16 protein-coding genes are annotated in these 19,810 nt (G+C 66.8%); 5 read left to right on the top strand and 11 right to left on the bottom strand.

From position 1 onward, the window contains the following. Positions 1-9 precede the first annotated feature (9 nt). A complete protein-coding gene (locus ACAH41_RS14810; RefSeq protein ID WP_325654048.1) occupies positions 10-300 on the bottom strand; it encodes a RebB family R body protein in 291 nt (96 codons plus the stop codon). A 472-nt stretch (positions 301-772) separates the two neighbouring features. Between ACAH41_RS14810 and ACAH41_RS14805 the strand changes: the two genes are divergently transcribed. Next, positions 773-2,749 carry a DUF1631 family protein gene (locus ACAH41_RS14805; RefSeq protein WP_325654046.1) on the top strand — a complete coding sequence of 659 codons (1,977 nt, stop codon included), beginning with the start codon at positions 773-775 and terminating at the stop codon, positions 2,747-2,749. 120 nt (positions 2,750-2,869) lie between these two features. Here ACAH41_RS14805 and ACAH41_RS14800 read toward each other — a convergent pair whose 3' ends face one another. From ACAH41_RS14800 to ACAH41_RS14755, 10 genes are all read right to left on the bottom strand, one after another. Then, positions 2,870-3,784, bottom strand: a complete 915-nt coding sequence (locus ACAH41_RS14800) for a hypothetical protein (protein ID WP_325654045.1) — start codon at positions 3,782-3,784, stop codon at positions 2,870-2,872. Positions 3,785-4,483: 699 nt separating this feature from the next. Continuing rightward, a complete protein-coding gene (locus tag ACAH41_RS14795) occupies positions 4,484-4,783 on the bottom strand; it encodes a hypothetical protein (RefSeq protein ID WP_325654044.1) in 300 nt (99 codons plus the stop codon). Between the two features lie 65 nt (positions 4,784-4,848). Continuing rightward, positions 4,849-5,886, bottom strand: a complete 1,038-nt coding sequence (locus ACAH41_RS14790) for a hypothetical protein (protein ID WP_325654043.1) — start codon at positions 5,884-5,886, stop codon at positions 4,849-4,851. A 16-nt stretch (positions 5,887-5,902) separates the two neighbouring features. Next, the gene (locus ACAH41_RS14785; protein ID WP_325654041.1) at positions 5,903-6,637 is read right to left on the bottom strand and encodes a hypothetical protein; all 735 of its coding nucleotides are present in this window, start codon (positions 6,635-6,637) and stop codon (positions 5,903-5,905) included. A 117-nt stretch (positions 6,638-6,754) separates the two neighbouring features. Continuing rightward, positions 6,755-6,925, bottom strand: a complete 171-nt coding sequence (locus ACAH41_RS14780; protein WP_325654040.1) for a hypothetical protein — start codon at positions 6,923-6,925, stop codon at positions 6,755-6,757. Next, positions 6,922-7,740, bottom strand: coding sequence for a hypothetical protein (locus ACAH41_RS14775; protein ID WP_325654039.1), 819 nt, complete (start codon positions 7,738-7,740; stop codon positions 6,922-6,924). The genes ACAH41_RS14780 and ACAH41_RS14775 overlap by 4 nt, the downstream gene beginning before the upstream one ends. 118 nt (positions 7,741-7,858) lie before the next feature. Then, positions 7,859-8,878, bottom strand: a complete 1,020-nt coding sequence (locus tag ACAH41_RS14770) for a hypothetical protein (RefSeq protein ID WP_325654038.1) — start codon at positions 8,876-8,878, stop codon at positions 7,859-7,861. Further along, entirely contained in the window at positions 8,875-9,126 is a 252-nt protein-coding gene (locus ACAH41_RS14765; RefSeq protein ID WP_325654036.1) for a hypothetical protein, read from the bottom strand. The genes ACAH41_RS14770 and ACAH41_RS14765 overlap by 4 nt, the downstream gene beginning before the upstream one ends. 38 nt (positions 9,127-9,164) lie before the next feature. Further along, positions 9,165-10,490 (bottom strand): glycosyltransferase, encoded by a 1,326-nt coding sequence (locus tag ACAH41_RS14760; protein ID WP_325654034.1) that lies wholly within the window; start codon positions 10,488-10,490, stop codon positions 9,165-9,167. Beyond that, on the bottom strand, positions 10,487-12,643 hold the full coding sequence (locus ACAH41_RS14755; RefSeq protein WP_325654032.1) for a hypothetical protein: 2,157 nt from the start codon (positions 12,641-12,643) through the stop codon (positions 10,487-10,489). The genes ACAH41_RS14760 and ACAH41_RS14755 overlap by 4 nt, the downstream gene beginning before the upstream one ends. 447 nt (positions 12,644-13,090) lie before the next feature. On the opposite strand from ACAH41_RS14755, the gene ACAH41_RS14750 reads away from it, so the two are divergent. The 4 genes from ACAH41_RS14750 to ACAH41_RS14735 all read left to right on the top strand — a co-directional run. Next, positions 13,091-15,004 (top strand): propionate--CoA ligase, encoded by a 1,914-nt coding sequence (locus tag ACAH41_RS14750; protein ID WP_370538348.1) that lies wholly within the window; start codon positions 13,091-13,093, stop codon positions 15,002-15,004. A gap of 171 nt (positions 15,005-15,175) precedes the next feature. Next, the gene (locus ACAH41_RS14745) at positions 15,176-17,413 is read left to right on the top strand and encodes an NADP-dependent isocitrate dehydrogenase (RefSeq protein WP_325654028.1); all 2,238 of its coding nucleotides are present in this window, start codon (positions 15,176-15,178) and stop codon (positions 17,411-17,413) included. A gap of 335 nt (positions 17,414-17,748) precedes the next feature. Beyond that, positions 17,749-18,702: a LysR substrate-binding domain-containing protein gene (locus ACAH41_RS14740; RefSeq protein WP_325654026.1), complete on the top strand. Its 954-nt coding sequence runs from the start codon at positions 17,749-17,751 to the stop codon at positions 18,700-18,702. Between the two features lie 59 nt (positions 18,703-18,761). Continuing rightward, a partial coding sequence (locus tag ACAH41_RS14735) for a 3-isopropylmalate dehydratase large subunit (protein ID WP_370538347.1) occupies positions 18,762-19,810 on the top strand: 1,049 nt, incomplete at its 3' end.

Here is a 19,810-nt window from a genome sequence, read left to right as displayed (position 1 = left end):
CCTCAGGAGTTAAGAACCCAGGCCCTTGACGCCGGTGCTCAGGATGCTTTTGGTGGCGACGCCGGTGGTGGCGGTGTCGATCGAATACAGCGTGGCCACGCCCATCGTGGTGGCCGACTGGGCCGTCACGTAGCTCTGCTGCTGGGCGTTGGTCGCGTTGTGCGCGGCGTTGGCCAGCGCCTGGGCGGTGGCCTGGAACAGGTTGCCCATCGCGATGGCGGGCGCATCGCCCAGCACCTTGGTGTTGGCCTGGGTGACCGAATCGGTGATCTGGTCGTTGACGGAGGTGGGAAATGCCATGTCGACTCCTGTGCGTTCGGACCTCGCGGGTCCTGTGGTGGATGGGCCGGCAGACGGCGGGTGGCTGGCTTTGCGCTGGCTGCAGACCCGTCGTTTGCGTGAGTTCATGCTAGGAGGACCGGTCCGCCGGCGATCTGTGCCGATGACGGAATAGGACGCTTCAGCGACGGGGAAACACGGCGCCGATGACGCTGGCCACGTGCGGTGCGGCAAAAGCCGGCAAGCGGTTTGGCCGCATTCGGCGACCGGCCCCTGGTGCGGGCGCCGAGCCGGTGCCGAGGGAGACCCGGTGGAATCGACGATCTGCGGGCCGGGCGCCTGTCCACCTGTTCACGTCCCGCGCTACCGGCTTGACCGCTTGTTGCATCGCTGCGGGCCGGGCGGGCCTAAACTTGTTCCGCTTGGCGAGAGCCGGCCAGCCGTGCCGGGCCTTGCTGTATCGCTGCCGTGTCGCCGTCGTTTGCGCCCTTGCATGTCCAGTTCCCTTGATTTCGCGTCCTTCCTGCAACAGCTCCTCGATGGCCTGCCGGGCTGGACCGGGCAGGTCGAGCAGCGCCTGCTCGACGCCGCCACGGTGGCGCTGGGCGATGCCTGGCAAAGCGCCGGGCAGCGCGGGCAGGTCAACGAACTGGTCAGCGCGCTGCGCGGCCGGCCGCGGCAGCTCGGCGAAGCCTTTGCCCGCAGCCTGGCCGAGCGCATGCGCGAGGAGCTGGCCGAGCCGGCACCCTTGAACCACGACCGGCCGCTGCACCTGATGGAAGACGCCGGCACGCTCAGCCTGATGGAGGAGCACGACGTGGAGGCCGGCATCGAGCAGGTGCGCATCGAACGGCAGATCGACCAGGCGGGGGAATGGACCCTGCGCGAGCTGCGTGGCCTGTGCGGCAACCTGCCGGGCCGGCCGATGCACCTGCCCGGCAGCGCCTACCCGCTGACGCCCGAGGTCTGCGCCGAGGCCTATGGCCGCGCGCTCAAGGCCTTGCATTTCACCGCGCAGCAGCAGCTGACGGCGATGCGGCTGGCCGGCCCGCTGCTGGCCAAGCAGCTGGCCCAGGTCTTCGAGCAGCACCTGCAGCTGCTGCGTGACGCGGGCGTCTTGCCGGCGCCGCTGGTGATCCGCTCGGCCAGCGGTGCGGGCCTGGCCTGGGGCGAAACGGCTGCTGCCGCGCCCAGCCCGCAGTCCCCGGCGCAAGACCGCGCCGACACGGCAGGGACCCAGCCCCGGCAACTTGGCGAGCTGCTGCAGATCCTGTCCCGCCAAAGCCACTCAGGCCCGGCAATGGACACCGTCTGGCAGCGCCTGCATTCGCCGATGACGCGGCTGGCACCCGCGCAGCTGGCCGCGCTTCAGCAGGACGATCACCCGTTCTGGCGCCTGCTGGACCGCATTGCCGGCCTCAGCGAAGTCCAGTCGGCCGACGACCCGCAGATGCAGCGCCTGGCCGACCAGCTGGACCCGATGCTGGTGCAGCTGGAGGCGGCCGGCGACACGCTCTCCGGCGCCAGTTTCGACAGCGCATTGGCGCAGCTCGACAGCCTGCCCGCGCCGATGCCGGCCGTCAGCCCGCAGGCGCTCGAATCGGCGCTGGACCACGAGGCGCGGCGCCGCGAAATGGAGCCGGCGGTGCGCGGCCAATTGGTCGAGCAGCTGCGGGCCCTGATGCTGCCTCCGGTGCTCAAGCAGTTCCTGCTCGGCCCCTGGGTGCAGGTGCTGAGCCGGGTGCTGGCGCGCGACGGCACCCAGGCCCCGGCCACGCTGCATGCGATGAACCTGGTGCCGGACCTGCTGGCCGCAGCCTCGCAGCAGCGCCGCGGCCAGCCACTCGCGCCGATGGCGCGCCAGCGCCTGCTGGACGCCGCCGAAGACGGCATGGACGCCGCAGGCCTGCCGGGCCACATGGTGAACGGCTACCTGGCCGACCTGGCCGCGGTGCTGAGCGGGGTGGCGGCGACCCACAGCAGCCCGGAGGCGGCCGATTCGCCGACGTTGGTCATCACACCTGCGATGCTGGCGGCCGCCAAGGGAGAGCCGCCGCCGGAGCCCGAACCCGAGCCGCCGCCACCGGCTTTTGATCCGACCAACATGCGCGGCTGGACCGACACCGCGCGCGAGGAGTGGCACGGCCACGCCGAACTCGCCACCGTGCCGATGGCCATGGCCGAAGAAGCGGAGGCCGCGAGGGCGGCACGCGAGGCCTGGCTGCAAGGCCTGAAAGCCGGCCAGCTGTGCCGGCTGATGCTGCAAGGCCGCTGGACCACCGCGCTGCTGACCTGGCGCAGCGACAACGGCCAGTTCTTCATGTTCAAGAGCCGCCACGCCGCCGGCAGCCACACGCTGGCCCACCGCGCGCTGGACCGCCTGCGCCGCGAAGGCCTGGCCACGCACATCGAGCCCGGGCAGATGCTGGCGCGGGCGCGGCAGGCGCTCAGCTCAGGTGAAGTTACATAGGATAGTCAGGTTGGCTTTGTGGTTGCAGTGGCTCGGATCCGATTTTCGCCTGCATGGCGCCTCACTATCTGGCGCTGGTCACCTGGCTGACACTGGTAGACCATCCTGTTATGCACATCGTCACGGGCAAGCGATTTTTTTTGTATTTATATTCGACTCGTCGCCCACGTTCCAGAAGTAGCTGTCGCGCAACAACTGGTTTCCGGGTGTGCATACTGTGAATCCAGCACCGCCTTGGGTTGGTGATATGGCGGGTGCAGTTGTCGCGGAAAAGCGGAAAAATACAGCTCGATTTGAATAGGCATCAGCTAAAATGTTTCTGCTCACCTCTGTATTTGTGGCATCGAAGAACGCCACCGCATCGTCGCCCGTGGAGGCAAAAGTATTGTCCGTCACAATATGTCCCGAGGACGGGAATCCGGTAGTGCCGCCGAATTGAGGGCCGCCGTCTGGCGTTGACAAACAAGGCGATGCCAAGCCTGGCATATCCTCTAAGGCAATTGAACTGCGAGTGACAGTGATTTGAGTCGGCGCATGGGCGCCGCCGTTGTTTGTACCACCAAAAACTCCCCGTGACTTGCGACGCCAGAGGACGCTATCAAACCTGAAAAATGCAGCATTGCGGACATCATATGCGTTGACCCCCGCCTTGGATTTAATTCCCACGTAGTCACCGACTTTCAGTGGCGGGGGGCGTACTGCGGAGTACGTTGTGCCGAAATCTACATGCCACCACCCTTGGGTTGTTTGCGAAATTCCGTTAGCCTGATAAGGAATTTGGGTCAATACTAACGCCTCATTTGCGTCGACAGCATCGGGCGCGAATTTGCAGGAGAGGTGTCCGGTCACCGGGTCCAATTCCTGCTGATAACGATGCAGGTATCGGCCTTGCGTAGGGAAATTAACGGGATCGGCTATAATTGAGGGATCGGGATATCCGGGCTCAATGGCGATGTCCGCTGAAACATTGTCAATGCGCTTTATTTGCCCCTGTGTAACAGTAGGGTGGGGATAGGTGAATGTGATTTGTTTCACTGAAACGTTGATCGAGTTGCGAAGAAAAATTCCTGGAATCTCTTCAATGTGCGTATCTGATCTTGCGTAAATGTGACTACTGTCGAGCCATCACCTGCGCCTTGAAGCACAAATAGGTTGGCAGATGGGGAAACCCCCGCTGACGGCGGCACACCGCAATTTGCAGCGGTGAAGCTGGGGCAGTTCAGGCCCGATAGGTCGATAGACCCCGTTAGAAGCGCGCCTGACGGATCTCGCACTGCAGTCGAAAGATCCACCGATCCAGATGGCAGTTGCACGACTACGGTGTTGCCGGCACCGGGCCAAGTGCTGCCTAGCGCCGTCTTCGCGCATGCGATGGCTTGCTGGAGCGCTGGTCGGTCCACCGGTCCCCATGCTGGTGTGGAAAACCGGCTCGAAACGTCGAGGATGACCGGCGAATTCTGCGTCGGCAGCGGGTTGACATACGGGCAACCTCGACCTGTATCAGCCAGCGCATAAGCGATTTGGGATGTAAGCAGCGGGATTGTTAACGCCATAAAGGCGGCTACTGTGGTGATGTGCTTCGGAGGGTTGTTTGTCCGCCGCATCGTCGATGCTCCAAATGATTCAGGCGAAAACAGCTTCAGGTTGCTGCAATTTCAACGTCGGAATGCCCGATTGGGATGCGGCGTGTGTGTTTGGCCGCGTTGCGGGACTCACCCGCAAAGGTAGGCGGTCTCAGGCTGTTGAAGTATTCACCAACAGGGGGGCAACGTTCTTCTCCAGTGGCTTGGCCGGGAAGAACACCACGCGCTTGACCTTGGGCGCGTCCTCGCCGGCATCCTTGCGCACCACTTCGCGGGCCATGAAGCGGCCCAGTGTGGGCACGTTGACATTGCCTTCGGTGGTGGCCGCCACGTTTTCACGGATCAGCGAGAAGGCGGCGCGCAGGATCTGCTCGGCGCGCTTGTCGGGCACGTCGCCCAGGACCTTGGGGTCGTGCTGGCGGAGGTGGGAAACGATTTCTGCGGGTTTCATGGTGGGGTTCCTCGGGGGGGCGCGGAATGGATGCCGTCCGCGACTGGCGGCAGGAAAGAAGGCGGTCAGGCGGCGGGGTCGCAAGCTGGCACGGCCAACCGGGCTTCGAGCTGCTGGATGCGCACGCCTTGGTCCAGCGCCAGCGCGGCCAGCGCGAGCAGCAGCCGCTGCCGGTCGACCCGTGGTGGCGCAGGCGTGGTGCCCGTTTCGGCCAGCGGCGGGCTGTGGCTGGCTGCGAGCCATCGGTTGACCCTGAGCCTGTCCGCCTGGACCTGGGCTTCATGGCCAGCGGGCAGTGGGTCGGCACCCAGCAGGTGATGCAGCAATGCGTCGGGCGATGAGTCGTGCCTGATGGCGCGTGCGATGACCTTGTTGAAGGCCATGGGGAACTGCGGTTCGTGGCACTGGTCGTTGAACAGCGCGCGCAGGTACAGCTCGGTGTCGTCGGCGGTGACGTTGCCGCGCAACTCGGTGATGCCGCTGGCGTCGATCCGGCAGACGGCAAGGAAGTCGGCCACGGCGTTGTGGGCGTGGTCGAAATTGCGCAGCGTGAGCTTGTCCGGGAAGGCCTCAGCGAAACGCTGGATCTTCTGGTGGAAGCGCACGCCGCCGCGACGTTCCACCCACAGCGCGAAGTGCTGCAGCCGGCCGCGGTAGGTCTTGTGGCGGATGCCCCATTGCACATAGGCCGAGACGGCCCAGGCGTCATGGCGGCGCACGTAGATCAGCACGTGCCGGTCGACCTGCGTCGGGTCCAGCCGCTGGATCGCGGCAATCGCCTTTTCCGGCCGATCGATCAGCGATTCGCTGCTCCAGATCAGTGTGTGGATGCCGCGCGCGAGGGCGGCATCCACGGTGAGCGACAGGATCTCGTGGATCTCGTCGACAGCCTGGGCATGCGGCAGCGCATTCAGGCGAGGCGGGCCGCCGAACTGTTGCCAGGCATGGTGCACGACGGGCGCATGCTCCAGCGTCAGGCCGAGATACCAGACGCCTTGCGCCTCCAGCGCCGGGCGCGCCTGCGCCAGTGTTGCCTGGATCGAGGTGGTGCCGGTCTTGCCGCAACCGGCGTGCAGGATCAGGCGGACAGGCGAGCGGGTCATGGCGTGTCGCGACCGTTCAGCGCGCCGTGGCACCCGTGGACGGCTGGCGGTGCGCGACCTCCAGTGCCTCGAGCCGCCTGGCGTTGGCAATGCACAGCTGCGCCAGCGCACCCAGCAGCAGATCCTCGTCGATGCTGGGCGACTTGGGCGGCGTGGCGCCGGTGAACAGTGGCGGCTGGCCTTGTTGCACCAGCATCGTGTCCACCGCGAGCCGGTCGCCTTCGGCATCGCGCACGACATGGTCGATGTCTTGCGGGCCGGGGTAGAGCGCCTGCAGGAAGGCCGTGGGCGACACCGCTTGCGGCAGCATCCGGCCGATGGCTTCGGCGAAGGCCGCTGGCGAAGCGTCGCGCTCCGGGCGGTCGTTGAACAGCGCACGCAGGAACAGCTCGGTGCCCGCCTGCGCTCGGATCGCGGCGGCGCGTTCAAACGGCAAGTCGGCGAGGCCCGCGAGTTGCCAGACGTCTTGCACCGGGTCGTCACATGCATCAGCATTGCGCACGGTCAGGCAGCCAGGAAAGGCCCGGTCGTGACGTGCCAATGCGGGGGCGAACAGGGGCATGCGCTGTTCGGCCCACTGTTCGAAGCTGCGCAAGCGGCCCGGGTAGTGCTTGTGCTGCAGCGCCCACTCGACGTAGGCCTCGCGTGCCCAGGCGGCGTGCGACTGCACGTGGGCCAGGACCATCAAGTCCAGGCCTTGCGCACGGGCGCGCTGCAGCGGCGCGAGCAGCGGCTCGGATCGGTTGAACAATCCGGGGTTGCTCCATATCAGCGTGTGCACTCCCGCCTGGCCGGTGCGGCGCAGCGTGCCTTGCCACAGCCGGTTGAACTGGGCTTCGGCCTCGGCGCGCGGCAGCGCGAAAAAGGCTTAGTGGCCGTCCGGGCGCTGCCAGTCGAACAACTGCGCGGGCGCGTGTTCGAGCATCTGGCCCAGGTACAGCACGCCATGTGTGGCCAGCGTGCGGGCGTTGGCTTTCAGCGAGGCCTGCAGGGCGCTGGCAGTGGCTTGCCCGGGGCCGATGTGCAGGATCAGCTTCATACGGCGTTCATCGCAACCACCTGCACGCCGCTGTCCTTGGCCAGAGACAGCGAGCGCAGGCAACTGGCGTGTACCAGCAGCAGCTGATGCGGTGCGCAGCGGTAGCTGACTGGTGCCGCAGCCGCGTCGCTGCCGTCCCCGCCTGGCATGTGGGCGCCCTCGGCCACCTCGGCCGTCAGCTCGCCGCCGAACAGGCCGACAAAGCCGTGTTCGCCGCCGATGAGGAGGAAGTCCAGCTGCGACAGGTCGCGCGATGTCAGCGCGTGCGACTGAAGCTGCGCGGCGCCGAATTCGCTGCGAAACAGCAGGCACATGATTTCCAGGTACAGGTCCGCGGCCTTACGCGCCAGCGGCAGGTCGCCGAGCTCGCTGCGAGAGAAGGTGCGCTGGTAGGCGCCCAGGCCATTGAGTGCGAGCAGTGCGAGAAATTGGTCTTGCGAGAGCCAGCCCTGGCGCGCCATCCATTCGACGCGTCGGGCTTCGGTGGCACTGAACAGGCCGGCGGTCACCTCGCGTGGTTCGCCGCCTTTCAGCGCGGCGAGGGGCAGCAGCGCGAAGTCGGAGTTGTCCAGGCGCACGCTGAGCCTGGCATTGCGCTTCAAGGCGCCGGGCGCGCAGGTGATCTTGAAGCCTTGCGGGCCTTGGCCCATGCCAGCGGCTTCCAGGTCGGGGCGGTGGATGTCGATGTGGCCGGCGCCAATGCACTGGTCCCGGTCGAAGGCCAGCAGGCGATGGCCGGCGACGTTGAAATTGGCGCAGTAGACCCAGCCCGAAATCGCGGTCTCGGAGATCTGCTCAATGAAGCCCTTCAGCATATTGTTCGTTCCCTGTGTTCAATGGAGAGTTGGCTACCGCACCGGCCGGTGGCGCCGCAGCGGGTACTGCAGAAAAGGGGCGGCGGCCGCAGCGCATCGCGAGGGCCGCGAATGGCTGTCATCCGGCCGCGCGCCATTGGCTGCTGGCGCGCCACAGCCAGGCGGAAAGCTCCACGCTGTCGGCCGCGCTGAGCGCTGCCAGGTTGCCGCGCACGGTCGGGTCCGGACAGGCGCTGAAAGGATCGGCGCTGCCATGGAGGTAGTTGTGGGCGAAGCGGGCGTTGCTGTCGGCGAAGAGGGACAGGATGCCGGCCGCCGTCATGCCGTCCAGACGGGCGCGCTCGCCGGGGATGCGGCTCACCGCGTGCGCCAGCGGGCCGCGTTCGACGTTGGCCCTGCCGTCGACGACGGCCGGCAGGTGCTGGTTCAGCATGCGCAGGTATTCCAGCGCGCGTGCGCTGAGGCTCTCGTTCTCGCGCGAGCCGGAAATGAAACTGCCGTCGGCCGGGACTTCGATCGCGGCCATGAAGTCGGTCAGCAGGTTGCCTTCCACGAAGTGCTGCGGATCGAACACGCGGCAGTGCATGGCCGACTCGCCGAAGACCCCCGCCCACAGCTTGGCCAGCTCGTAGTAGCTGTACTTGCGCCGGTAGTAAGGCAGGTAGCGGAAGGGCTCGCAAACACCAGAGCGCACCTGCGTCGAATAGTCGCTGAGGATGACCTCGTCCTGCCGGCGGGCATAAAGAATGACCTGAATCTCATCGGCCAGCGGCAGCAGGGCCTCGCGCAGGGCTTGCAGTTCACCGGCCTCGATCAGCCGCGAGGACATGTGCTCGTTGGACAGCACGATCTTGTCCACGTCGGCTTGGGCTGAAGAGGCCTGCAATTGCTCGCACAGCCGTTCGCGATAGGCGTCCCAGTCCGTGTCAGATTCGATGCCGAGGCCGATCAGCAGGTCCTGCACGCGTTGGCGGCGGTTGCACGCCAGCACCGCCAGGCCGATGTGGTTCTGGGCGCCCGGCGCAGTGGGATAGAGCACGCCGCGAGCGCGCAAGACGTCCCGGTTCCTCGCGAGATAAGTCTGGATGGAGGTGGTGCCGGTCTTCTCGACGCCGATGTGCAGGAACAGCTTTTTCATGCGGCTGATGTGGTCTCGGGCTGGACCTTGGGCGCGACCAGCATCACGCGGCGGGTGACCTGGTCGCCCTGCGTCACTTCGGTGATGCGGAACTGGCCCAGGCCGGGCACTGCGACTGAGCCACTGGTGGTCGCTTCCATTTCGTCGCGCAGCTGGGCCACGAAGGCACGGATGACGATGGCAGCAGCAGTGGCCGAGATCACCGGGTTGGTCTGGGCAATCTTCTCGCTGGCTTGCTTGATGTTCATGGGGTGCTCCGGAGTTCTGTGGCTGTATGTCGGTCGTCTCAATGGATGCCTTCGGCCTGCGGCCGCGGCTGTCCCGGCTTGTTCGCATGCGGACCATCGGTCGGCCCCAGGCCGGCGGCCACGAGGTAGCGCTTGGCCATCTGTGCGGCCGTGAGCGGGCGGGGGAGTTGCATCTTCTTGCGCGCGCCGGGGCGGCTGGCGCACTTCAGCAGCACGCGGGCCAGGTCCTCCGGGTCGTTGGGCTTGAAGTGGTGGCCGCTCACGCCTTCGGTGACCTTCTCGGCCATGCCGCCCAGGCCGGGCACGATGACGGGGCGCTCGGCGGCGTAGGCCTCCTGGATGACCACCGGCGAGTTCTCCCACCACTTGCTGGCCATCACGATGTAGTCGCAGGCCTGCATCAGCTGGTGCACGTCCTGGTTGTTGTAGGGGCCGACGTATTCGATGCGAGGGTCTTTCGCCTGGGCGTCTTCGAAGCGCTTCTGGAATTCCTCGGTCACGCCGACCACGTTGCCGTGGATGCGCACGCGGATGGTGGCGGCGCCGGCCACGCTGGCGGGCAGCAGGTCCAGCGCGTCGAGGATCTGGTCAATGCCCTTGAAGGGGTTGATCTGGCCGAAGTAGCCGAACACCGTCTGGACGGCGCGGGGTGCGGCTTCGCTGCGCTGCCACGGCAGGCCGCTGGCGGCGCGAAGCGGGGGTGGCTTGTCAGCCGTGGGCGGCGGTGGCACGTAGCCGGCCAGGCCGTTCTCGATGACGGCCAGCTGCCGCTTCGGGATGCCCCATTCGATGAAGCGGCTGGCGAGGAAGTGGCTGGGCGAGACCAGCCGGGTCATCAGCATCATGGCCGAGAGGAAGGACTGCTTGCGCACGTTGAATTCCTCGGCGTCGTGCTCGGGAAAGCAGCCGGCGCAGTGCACGGCGCCGGCACTGGTGCAGAGCTTCTTCTTTGGCCGGGTGACCATCTGCCCGTGGTGGTGGCAGATGGCGAGGAATTCATGCAGCACCAGCACAGAGGGCACCGCGAAGCGTTCGGCCAGCCGGCGCACGGTGTTGATGCCGATGAACAGGAAGTGGTGGAAGACCATCGCGCTGGGCTGCAGCGCCTGGACCAGCTCGGCCATGGCGCCGACCTGGCTGGGCTCGGCGAGGTGGAAGTAGTGGTCGTAGCGCGCTGGCTGGTAGGCGATGGTGTGTTCGTCCGGCGTCTCGAAACGCACCTTGGCCAGCTGCGCCTCCGGGCACATCGCGACGAACGCGGCCTTTTGGCCCAGGGCCAGCAGGCCTTTGTAGAGCGTGTACGCGCTGACCTCGGCACCGCCCTTGCTGATGGACGGGTGGGCGTGCGAGAAGACGATGATCATGGCGCGGCCCCGGGCGCCTCAACATCCGGCTGCCAGCGCGCGATCAGCTGCTGGTTGACGCGGTCGTGCAGCGGCATGCTGGTCGGCCGGCTCAGGCGCAGGCAATGCGGCACCGCTGCAGCACGCGGGCGCACCGGCGGCCGGGGCAGCGCGTTGGTGCGCCAGTAGCCGGGCAGCAGCGTGGGGGCCTGGACGCGGTGCGCCTCGAAGCCGGCGGTGTGCCAGGCAAAGGCCTGGCTTTCGTGGCCGGTCTCAGCCTGGCTGCCCTTGAAGAATTCGATGTCCAGGTAGCCGATTTCGCTGCTGGCTTGCTGCAGGTGGTTTTGCACGGCCTCGGTGCCCGCGGGTGTGAGCAGCACGGCAGGGCCAAGGAAGGCAAAGCGCCGCACCGCGCAGGTGGCCAGGAGGTCCGGCAACAGCGACCAGCTTTCGGCGCCGGCGGCCAGCCGGGCGATGGCCAGCGGCATGCGCGGGTGGCTGCTGGCACGCAGTTCGCTGAGCCAGCCGGCCCAGGTGCCGGGCGCCATCGTGGCGGGCAGCAGGATCACCAGGCCCAGGTCAGGTGCGGCAATGCGGCGCAGGCAGCTGGCCAGCGCTTCCAGCACCAGCAGCTGGTGCTGCTGCGCCTGCGGCAGCACGCAGACGATGGCCTTGGGCATGGCCTGCCGCTTGACCCAGGTCAGCTGCTTGTCGCGGCTCTGGCGCAACAGCGAGGCGGCCGAGTGCACCAGCTCGTCCAGCCAGGGCATGCATTCGATGCCGGGCAGGATGGCGTTGATGCTGGCCAGGTCCAGCTGGTAGTCGGTACAGCGGATGGTTTCGAGCGTCAGCTCGTGCAGGCAGGTGCTGTGGTCTTCGAAGTCGAAGCGCAGCATCCAGGTGTCGAGGTTGTCGGGCTTGGAGTCGCTGCGCAGCACGCAGCTGAAGCCGGCGGTGGCCGTGCGGTCGGCCATGGTCGGGAAGCTGGCCGCCAGATCCTTGCGCGGGGTGAAGGCCAGCGTGCCGGGTTCCAGCTCGTACAGTGCCTGCCCGAGCCGGGCCCTCACCATGCTCGGGTGGCTCATCGGGTGCAGCAGCCAGCCCGAGAGCACGATGCCGAAGTTCGGGATCACCAGGCAGTGGTCGATGCCGATCTTGATGCCCAGCGTGTCGAAGCGCTGGGCCACCGGCGTCCAGGGCAGGCAGGCGCGCATCAGCGCCAGCAGCTCGCGGCCGCGCTCGGTCTGGGCGGCGCCTGCGCGGGCGATCAGCGCCTCGGCCTCGCCCAGGGCCTCGGCCAGCCGGGGCTTGCGCAGTGGTTGCACGGCGCAAAGCCATTCCTGCGCCTGGCCGGCAAAGGCGATTTGTGCGGGGTGCTGCAACTGGGCCAGGTCCAGCCCGTCGGCCACGTGCAGCACGCCGGCGAAGGCCCAGGCGTCTTCGGGCAGGTCAGGCCGCGGCGCGGCGACCACGCCCAGCGCGGCCGGGCGCTTGTGGCCTTCGCTGAGCACGACCATGGCGCACAGCGTGGGCTGGCAGGCGCGCATCCAGCCGCCCACCAGCAGGTGGGTGTCCGACAGTCGGGCCGCAAATTCGATCACGCCGCTCTGGCGCTGCGGGTCCTGGCGCAGTGGCTGAGCCAGCGAAGCATAGGACTTGCGCGCCAGGCGCCGCAGCTCGGGTGCGAGCGGGCCGGGCTCGCCTTCGATGAAGTCGCTGCGTTCGGTGGCGCTGCGCAGCAGTTGCAGGTCGCCGAAGGTCCACTCCAGCGCGGTGGGCAGGTCTTCCTCGCGGTCGTTGCAGCGCACGTGCAGGCTGGCCAGCGGGCTGATGTCGGTCAGCGTGGCAATGCGCAGCAGTTCGTCGGTGTCGAAGGCGAACGAGGTGGGCATGTCGCGCTTGCTGCCCAGCCAGATGTCGGACCGTGTGCCCTGCAGCGTGGTCTCGGCCAGCGGCCGGTCGTCGCACCACAGCGTGACCGTCGGCAGCTCGCTGCCGCTTTGATGGGCGGCCCAGCCGACCAGGCCGCGCATGAGGTCCAGCGCTTCCACATAGCCGCGGTAAGGCGAGTCATGCGGAGCGTCTTGTGCGTGCCGGGGCGCCTGGCTGCGCGGCGGCCGAGGGCGCATTTCCAGGGCGGCGGCGCTGAGCAGCCCCAGCATCGGGCCGTTCATCGCGGGCCACCCACGGCCTGGCTCGGCGGGGTGAGCAGGTGTCGCGGTGAGAGGGGGGCAATCTTCGGCATGGCGGCGCGGGCCTAGTGGTTCCAAACACGGTTCGGCGTGCAGGAAGGCTGGCGCACTGCGGCGCTGCGAAGCCACGCGGGCGGCGCGGTGCATGTCTCCCTGCGGTCAGCCGGGCGGTGGCCGCGGCGCTTCACGCGGCCTGTTTGCTACTTCTGTGCGCCGCGATATGCGAAAGATAGGTTTGCGCAGCGTCAATTCCGTGACGCATGTCATGGTCCCCCCACACTTGTGGGTCTTCATGGGTTGTCCAAGCTCAAACATGGCGAATGAGCGCGACAGGCGCGGCTTGCCGCGCTGGTTTCAGGCGGGCGTCAGGCGGGGTTGCTAACCTTGCCCGGTGCCGTCAAGAGCCAAAGCCAACAGGAGACAAAGCAGATGCCGTCGTACACCGACTTCTACCGCCGCTCGCTCGACGAGCGCGACGGTTTCTGGGCCGAGCAGGCTGCGCTGATCGATTGGCAGCGGCCGTTTGACCAGGTTTGCGATGCAGCAGATCCCCGCTTCCCGAAGTGGTTTGCCGGTGGACTGACCAATCTCTGCCACAACGCAGTGGACCGCCACCTGCGCGAGCGGGCGGACCAGGCGGCGCTGATCTTTGTCTCCAGCGAAACCGGCGTGGAAAAGACCTACAGCTTTCGCGAGCTGCATGCGGAGGTGCAGCGCTTTGCCGCCATCCTGAAGGCGCAGGGCGTGGGCCGCGGCGACCGGGTGCTGGTCTACATGCCAATGGTCGCCGAGGCGGCGTTTGCGATGCTGGCCTGCGTGCGCGTTGGTGCGATCCATTCGGTGGTGTTCGGCGGCTTTGCCAGCCACGCGCTGGCCAGCCGCATCGACGATGCGCAACCGGTGCTGGTCGTCAGTGCCGATGCCGGCATGCGCGGCGGCAAGGTCGTGGCTTACAAGCCGCTGCTGGACGAGGCGATCGAACTCGCCGCGCACAAGCCGGCCAAAGTCCTGATGGTGGACCGGGGGCTGGTGGACTTTGCCCGCGTGGCCGGCCGCGACCTGGACTTCGCGACCGAGCGCGCCGCCCAGATGGACGCCGTGGTGCCCTGCGAATGGGTGGACAGTGCGCACCCCAGCTACATCCTCTACACCAGCGGCACGACCGGCAGGCCCAAGGGCGTGCAACGCGACACCGGCGGCCATGCGGTGGCGTTGGCGGCCAGCATGCGCCACATCTACATGGCGCAGCCGGGCGAGACCTTCTTCTCCACCAGCGACATCGGCTGGGTGGTGGGCCACAGCTACATCGTCTACGGGCCGCTGCTCAACGGCATGGCAACCGTCATGTACGAGGGGCTTCCGACGCGGCCGGACGCGGCAGTGTGGTGGCGCATCGTCGAGCAGTACAAGGTCAATGTGATGTTCAGCGCGCCCACGGCCGCGCGGGTGCTGAAGAAGCAGGATCCGGCCTGCCTGACGCGGCATGACCTGTCCAGCCTGAAAGCGCTGTTCCTGGCCGGCGAGCCGCTGGACGAGCCGACGGCGACCTGGATGTCCGGGGCCATCGGCAAGCCGGTGATCGACAACTACTGGCAGACGGAGACCGGCTGGCCGATCCTGGCCATCTGCAACGGTGTGGAGCTGGCGCCGACGCGCTACGGCTCGCCGGGCCGCGCGGTCTACGGCTTTGATGTGCGGCTGGTCGACGAGAACAGCGGCGAGGAGATCACCGAGCCGAACCGCAAGGGCGTGATCGCCGTGCAGGGGCCGCTGCCACCGGGCTGCCTGCAGACGGTCTGGGGCGACGACGAGCGTTATGTGAAGACCTATTGGTCCAGCGTGCCGGGCAGGGCGCTGTACAGCAGCTTTGACTGGGGCCTGCGCGACGCAGACGGCTACTACTTCATCCTCGGCCGCACCGACGATGTGATCAACGTGGCGGGCCACCGGCTCGGCACGCGTGAGATCGAGGAAAGCATCAGCAGCCATGCAGCGGTGTCCGAGGTCGCGGTGGTTGGCGTGGCCGATGCACTGAAGGGCCAGGTGGCGATGGCGTTTGTGGTGCTGAAGGACGCCGCGCTGGCGGCCGAGCCGGCCGACGCGCTGAAGCTGGAAGGCGCGATCACGAAGCAGGTCGAAGAACAGCTCGGCGCCGTGGCCAGGCCGGCGCGGGTGCGCTTTGTCAGCCTGTTGCCCAAGACCCGCAGCGGCAAGCTGCTGCGCCGCGCGATGCAGGCGGTTTGCGAAGGCCGTGACCCGGGCGACCTGACGACGATGGACGATCCTGGTGCACTGCAGCAAATCAGGGACCTGCTTGGCGCGCCGGATTCGCGGCCGACTTAAGCGGGCGTGAGCCCAGAAATTTCGGCCGGTTACGGCGGAAATTTCGCATTGTGGTATCGAACTTCAAAAAAGCATCCCACGGCGCCGGCTGGCAAATCAAAATCCAGGACTGGCTTTTGTGGTCGCGCCGGGCGCGGCCGCTGTTCTCTCCCTCTCTCTCAGGAAACCGCCTTGAGCACTTCGCAGCCCACCATCATCTACACCTTGACCGATGAGGCGCCGCTGCTGGCGACAGCCGCCTTCCTGCCGGTCGTTCGCACCTTCACGCAGCCGGCCGGCATCCTGGTCGAACCGAGCGACATCTCGGTCGCCGCGCGCATCCTGGGCGAGTTCCCCGAGTTCCTGACCGAAGCCCAGCGCGTGCCCAACACGCTGGCCGAGCTCGGCAAGAAGACGCTGGAACCCGATGCCAACATCATCAAGCTGCCCAACATCAGCGCTTCCCAGCACCAGCTGACCAGCGCGATCAAGGAGCTGCAGGCCAAGGGCTACGCGCTGCCGGACTTCCCGGAAGATCCGAAGACCGACGACGAGAAGAAGATCCGCACCCGCTACGCGAAGTGCCTGGGCAGCGCGGTGAACCCGGTGCTGCGTGAAGGCAACTCGGACCGCCGCGCCCCGGCCGCCGTCAAGAACTACGCCCGCAAGCACCCGCACTCGATGGGTGAATGGAGCATGGCTTCGCGCAGCCACGTGGCGCACATGACGCACGGCGACTTCTACCACGGCGAAAAGTCGATGACGCTGGACAAGGCGCGCGACGTGCGGATGGAACTGGTCACCGCGGGCGGCAAGACCATCGTGCTCAAGCCCAAGGTCTCGCTGCTCGAAGGCGAGATCATCGACAGCATGTTCATGAGCAAGAAGGCGCTGTGCGACTTCTACGAAACGCAGTTCGAAGATGCTCGTGCGACCGGCGTGATGTTGTCGCTGCACGTCAAGGCCACGATGATGAAGGTCTCGCACCCCATCGTGTTCGGTCACGCGGTGCGCATCTTCTACAAGGAAGCTTTCGCCAAGCACGGCAAGCTCTTCGACGAGCTGGGCGTGAACGTCAACAACGGCATGGTCAATCTCTACGACAAGATTGCCACGCTGCCGACCTCCAAGCGCGAAGAGATCATCCGCGACCTGCACGCCTGCCATGAGCACCGCCCGGAGCTGGCGATGGTCGATTCGGCCAAGGGCATTACCAACCTGCACGCGCCCAACGATGTCATCGTCGACGCTTCGATGCCGGCGATGATCCGCATCGGCGGCAAGATGTGGGGCGCCGATGGCAAGCCCAAGGACACCAAGGCGGTGATCCCGGAATCGACCTTTGCCCGCATCTACCAGGAAGTCATCAACTTCTGCAAGACCAACGGCAACTTCGACCCGAAGACCATGGGCACAGTGCCCAACGTGGGCCTGATGGCGCAGCAAGCCGAAGAGTATGGCTCGCACGACAAGACCTTCGAGGTCGCCGAAGGCGGCGTGGCCAACATCGTCGACATCGCCACCGGCGAAGTGCTGCTGAGCCAGACGGTGGAAGCCGGCGACATCTGGCGCATGTGCCAGGTCAAGGACGCGCCGATCCGCGACTGGGTCAAGCTGGCCGTCAACCGCGCGCGCAATTCGGGCATGACCACCATCTTCTGGCTGGACCCGTACCGTCCGCACGAAGCCGAGCTGATCAAGAAGGTCAACACCTATCTGAAGGACCACGACACCAGCGGCCTGGACATCCAGATCATGTCGCAGGTGCGCGCGATGCGCTTCACGCTGGAGCGCGTGATCCGCGGCCTGGACACCATCTCGGCCACCGGCAACATCCTGCGCGACTACCTGACCGACCTGTTCCCCATCATGGAACTGGGCACCAGCGCCAAGATGCTGTCCATCGTGCCGCTGATGGCCGGTGGCGGCATGTACGAGACGGGTGCCGGCGGCTCGGCCCCGAAGCACGTGCAGCAACTGGTGGAAGAAAATCACCTGCGCTGGGACTCGCTGGGCGAGTTCCTGGCGCTGGCCGTCAGCCTGGAAGACTTGGGCCTGAAGACCGGCAACGCCAAGGCCAAGCTGCTGGCCAAGACGCTGGACGCGGCCACCGGCAAGCTGCTGGACAACAACAAGAACCCGTCGCCCAAGACCGGCCAGCTGGACAACCGCGGCAGCCAGTTCTACCTGGCCATGTACTGGGCCCAGGAACTGGCCGTACAGTCCGTCGACAAGGAACTGGCCGCCCACTTCGGCCCGCTGGCCAAGACCTTGACCGAAAACGAGCCCACCATCGTCGCCGAACTGGCCGCGGTGCAGGGCAAGCCGGTCGACATCGGCGGCTACTACCAGCCGGACGCCGAAAAGCTGAAGGCCGTGATGTGCCCCAGCAAGACCTTCAACGCGGCCCTCGAAGCAGCGCACAGCTGATCAGGCATCTGCTCGCAGCATGAAAAGCGGCCACCTTCGGGTGGCCGCTTTTCTGGGGAACCTGACGTTGGAATGGGGCCGGCAAACGCGGCAGGAACGGCGAAGAATGCTGCTACCGTTCGTTCTTCACGAATCCTCAGTAGTCAAGCTCCGTGTGCGCGCCGCCAAGCCTTCGTTCATCATCGAGTCTGCGACGGTTGCCGGCTTGGCGCTTACCGGTGCCTCTCCCCGTTGTCTCGTCCGCCCGACCGGGGTGAAACGAGGCAGTGCAAGCGGCCTTCGCTTCCTTCACACTTGCTTTCTTTCCGCTCCGCTGCTCCAAGCCGCCGCCCCGCATGCGCTTCGATCTGGTCACGCTCAACCTGGTGCTCGCCATTGCCGAGACGCGCAACATCACGCGGGCGGCCGAGCGTGAGCACTTGGCGCTGGCGGCAGCCAGCAAGCGGCTGAAGGACCTGGAGACGCGGCTGGGCGTGCAGCTGTTCGAGCGCCGCGCTCGCGGCGTGGAGACCACCGAGGCCGGCCGCGCGCTGGTGCGCCATATTCGCAGCCTGCACGCTTCGCTGCATGCGCTGGAGAGCGAGGTGGTGGAGTTCAGCCGCGGCATCAAGGGTCATTTGCGCATCGCTGCGAATGCCGGTGCCATCGCCGAGGCCCTGCCGGCCGACTTGGCCGCGTTCTCCCGCGAGCACCCGCAGATCCGCATCAGCCTGGAAGACCTGACCAGCGCGGACGTGCAGACCGCCGTGGCCGAGGGCAGGGCGGACATCGGCATCTTCGCGCCGCCGTTGATCGATCCACGGCTGCGCGCCTGGCCTTATCGCACCGGCGAGCTGGCGGTGGTGATGCCACGTGGCCATGCGCTGGCCAGCCGGCCCGCGCCGCTGCCGTTCGACGCCTTGCTGGATTTCGACATCGTCGGCCTGCACATCGGCGCCTCGGTGCACGAACTGATGCTGCAGCGCGCGCTGGAGCGTGGCCGAACGCTGAACGCGCGGCTGCAGGTGCGCGGCTTCGACGCGATTGCCCAGTTGGTGGATGCCGGCCTGGGTGTAGCGGTATTGCCAGCCGCCGTGGCGCACCGGTTCGCCAAGCTGTTCGCCATCGAAGTGCGGGCGCTGGACGAGCCCTGGGCGCAGCGCCGCTACCTGCTGGCCGCGCGTGACCAAGCGGTGCTGCCCACAGTGGTGCAGCGTTTTGCCGATGCCTTGCGAGCGCTGGCCGGCACCGAAGCCGAGCCGGCGTTGCCCGACCCGCGCCGCAGTCCGGTCCTGCCGCTGAATCCCTGATCGGAATCCCCGACAATCCTTCTCCTGCGGCCACCAGCCGCCTTGACAAGCCAGACGCCATGACCACCGCACGCACCCTGTACGACAAGTTGTGGGACGAACACGTCGTCCACACCGAAGAAGACGGCACCGCCACGCTCTACATCGACCGGCATCTGGTGCACGAAGTCACCAGTCCGCAGGCTTTCGAGGGGCTGGAGATCGCGCGCCGGCCGGTGTGGCGGCTGTCGGCCAACCTGGCGGTGAGCGACCACAACGTGCCGACCACAGACCGCTCGCAAGGCATTGCCGACCCGATCTCCAAGCTGCAGGTTGACACGCTGGACGCCAACTGCGACCGCTACGGCATCACGCAGTTCAAGATGAGCGACATGCGCCAGGGCATCGTGCATGTGATCGGCCCGGAGCAGGGCGCCACGCTGCCGGGCATGACGGTGGTCTGCGGCGACAGCCACACCAGCACGCACGGCGCGTTTGGCGCGTTGGCGCATGGCATTGGCACCAGCGAGGTCGAGCATGTGCTGGCCACGCAGACGCTGCTGGCCAAGAAGGCGAAGAACCTGCTCGTCAAGGTCGAGGGCCAGTTGCCCCCGGGTTGCAGCGCCAAGGACGTGGTGCTGGCGATCATCGGCAAGATCGGCACGGCCGGCGGCACGGGCTACACCATCGAGTTCGCCGGCTCCGCCATCCGCGCTCTGAGCATGGAAGGCCGCATGACGGTGTGCAACATGGCCATCGAGTCTGGGGCGCGTGCCGGCCTGGTGGGAGAGGACGACACCACCATCGAGTACGTGAAGGGCCGCACGTTCTCGCCCAAGGGAGTGGAGTGGGAGCAGGCCGTCGCCTACTGGCGCACGCTGCATTCCGAGCCGGGCGCGCATTTCGACCACGTGGTCGAGATCGACGCCGCGCAACTCAAGCCGCAGGTCACCTGGGGCACTTCGCCGGAGATGGTGCTTTCGATCGATGACCGCGTGCCGGATCCCGACAAGGAGAAGGACAGCGTCAAGCGCGGCGCCATCGAGAGGGCGCTGCAGTACATGGCGCTGGAGCCGAACAAGGCGATAGGCGACATCCGCATCGACAAGGTCTTCATCGGCTCGTGCAC

This window comes from Ideonella sp., assembly GCF_041287625.1.
Lineage (GTDB): Bacteria > Pseudomonadota > Gammaproteobacteria > Burkholderiales > Burkholderiaceae_C > Ideonella.
This window is presented reverse-complemented; position numbering and strand designations above follow the sequence as displayed.